This is a genomic window from Nocardia sp. NPDC004722 (assembly GCF_053601505.1).
In genome coordinates this window covers 1-2,647 of sequence record NZ_JBSGBY010000870.1, presented here as the reverse complement: position 1 = coordinate 2,647, position 2,647 = coordinate 1, and the positions used below count along the sequence as shown (strand labels likewise).

Genomic DNA, 2,647 nt, shown 5'->3' with positions numbered 1-2,647 from the left:
GCGGCGCTTCCAGCAGGGCCAGCGGATTTCCGGCGGCGAAGCGCAGGATGCGCGCGGCCCGGGGTGCGCCGAGCACCTTGGTCCGCCCGGCCAGCAGGCCGCGCGCGGGGTCGTCGGGCAGCGGGGCGAGGGGCAGCACCGGCAGCGCCTGCCATACCGAGGTGGCCGGGCAGTCCCGCACCGCCGTCAGCAGCGCCACCCGGCTGCCGGACAGGCGGCGCAGCGCGAAGGTGAGGGCATGCGCGGTCGCGGGGTCCACCCACTGGGCGTCGTCCACGATCAGCAGCACCGGCTGCCGTGCGGCGAGCGCGGCCAGCAGCGTGACCACCGCCGCGCCCACCAGGAACTGGTCGGCCGGACCGGCATCGCGCCCCAGGGCGCGGGCCAGGGCGCCCGCCTGCGGCTCGGGCAGCGACGGCAGCCGATCGGCCAGCGGGTTGAGCAGTTCGTGCAGGGCCGCGAATTCGAGCCGGGATTCGGCCGGAAATCCACTGCAGGCGAGCACCCGGAAATCGGTGGCGGACAACTCCGCCGCGTGCAACAGCGCGGATTTCCCGATACCCGGATCACCCCACAGCAATAGTCCCCCGCCGTGACCCGCTTGCGCCCGGCTCAAAACCCGAGCCAGTTCGGCCTGTTCTCGTTCCCTCCCCTGGAGAACCCGGATCTCGCGCACATCGCAACTTACCTCGCAACGCAAGAACCGGACAAATTCGACAGGTCGGTTCGGACAGCCGAGACCGATTGTGAGATAGGGCATTCCGAGTCTCGCATTACCGACCGATTCGATGACCGATACATAGACCGATTACGAAACCCGGACTGCCCCTTATAATGCGGACCGCAATTCGACGAACCAATTCCCGGGCCGGACGATATCCTCCCGCATTGCATTCCCATCCGTCTGTCCGTCAAACATCGGGCAGCCCGCGGTCCCCCGCCCGCCCGCATGGGATGCGGGCGCGGCCGGAAATAGTTAGCCTGCCGAGGTGGATGACCGTGAGCGCAAAGAATTTTCGCCGCTCCTAGATGAGGCCCTGGGCCCGGGCGCGCCCGTCACGCCGGAAGTCCGGATCGGGCGCAACGACCCGGAGGGCGCCCTGCCGGAATGCGTGCGCTGCGGCCGGCCCGCCGCGCTCGCACTGCGGGCGGTCTGGCTGTCCACCCGGGCCGTGCTCGCCGGGGACACCGACGTGGACAAGCTGATCCGGGTCGACGCGTGCGGCGGATGCGCGGGCAGCGTGGCCGGGATGATCCTCATCAACTGGGACCCGCGCTACTGGGGCGAGTCGGTCCACCTGGACTGACAGCCCCGGAAACCTCAGCGCGGGCGCACGATTCGCATGCCGTTGTCGAAATCGACGTCGCCCAGATCGGCCCGGCCGCTGAGTCCCAGCTTGCCGAAGACCCGCGACAGATGGTGTCCCACCGTCCGCGGGCTCAGGAACAGCTCGGTGCCGATCTCGCGATTCGTCAGCCCCTGGGCGGCCAGCCGCGCGACCCGCTGCTCCTGCGCGGTCAGCACCGAGATCTCGCCGTGCGCGGTGACCGGCGCGGCGCGGCGCCCGGTGAGCTCCAACTCCTGCTGAGCGCGCAGCATCCACTGCTGCGCGCCCATCCGCTCGAACGCCTCCGCGGCCGCGCGCAACTGCTCGGCGGCGTCCGCGCGGCGGCGGGCCCGGCGCAGCCATTTGCCGTACAGCAGTTGGGTGCGTACCTGATTCAGGTCGTGGCGGGTGCGCCGCACCGCCAGCGCCCGCCGGAAGTACCGGTCGGCCCGCTCGTCGGCGCACAGCAGCGCGCGGCAGGCGTAGGCGGCGGAGACCGCCCAGTCGGCGCGGGAGCGGATCGCCCAGTCCCGGATGTCCGCGTAGTAGGTCAGCGCCTCGGCGTGCCGGCCCACCCGGGTGGCGGCCTCCACCAGATCCAGTGCGGCCAAACGGGCGTAGGTGGGATGCCGGGCGTCGTGCCCGGGCTGCGCGAGCGTGCGCAGGCGCAGATAGGCCGTCTCCGGATCACCGAGGCTCAGCGCGTGGAAACCCAGATGCCAGTGCGCCGACGCGATCAGCGACTGTGCCCGGCGCGGCCGCGCCAAGGCCAGCACCTGCTCCGCACCCTCCCGCACCACCTCCGAATCACCGTGCAGCGCCGCGATCTTCGTGCGCAGCGCCCAGCACTGGGCGAGCACGTTCTCCACGCCGCCCGCCTCGGCCAGCTCGAACGCCTCGGCCAGGGTCCGCTCGGCCTCGGCGAAGCGGCCGTTGGCGAACTGCACGATCGCCAGCTGCGGCAGCAGCGACACCGCCGCCGGGGCCGCACTGCCGCGCAAGGACGCCACGGCCTGCGAGTAGGGCTCCAACGCCACGCCCGCCAGCCCCCACAACAGCACCAGCGGCGCGGGCGGCAGCGGCCGGATCATCGAGTGCAGTCGCGAATCACCGTCCGGCCCGGTGATTTCCGCGATGTCCAGCTCCAGCACGCCGTGCCCGGCCACCCAACGCGCCCGCTCGGCGTCCAGACGCAGCAACGCCGCGGTGCGCGGGTCCACCAGCTCGGCGTCACGCAGCAGCAGCCGGCTCGCCCGCTCCGGTTCGCCGGCGACGAATTCCAGCAGCCCGGCCAGGCCGCGGCTGGCGCTCGCCGCCCG

General features: G+C 72.2%; 3 protein-coding genes. 1 reads left to right on the top strand and 2 read right to left on the bottom strand.

The features are described from left to right. On the bottom strand, positions 1–676 hold a 676-nt coding region (locus ACWELQ_RS43265), incomplete at its 3' end, for an AAA family ATPase (protein ID WP_452402777.1). Between the two features lie 313 nt (positions 677–989). Here ACWELQ_RS43265 and ACWELQ_RS43260 point away from each other — a divergent pair. Beyond that, positions 990–1,307, top strand: coding sequence for a hypothetical protein (locus tag ACWELQ_RS43260; protein WP_452402776.1), 318 nt, complete (start codon positions 990–992; stop codon positions 1,305–1,307). A 14-nt stretch (positions 1,308–1,321) separates the two neighbouring features. Here the strand turns inward: ACWELQ_RS43260 and ACWELQ_RS43255 are convergent. After that, positions 1,322–2,647, bottom strand: a 1,326-nt coding sequence (locus tag ACWELQ_RS43255; protein ID WP_452402775.1) for a helix-turn-helix transcriptional regulator, incomplete at its 5' end; no start/stop codon positions are given.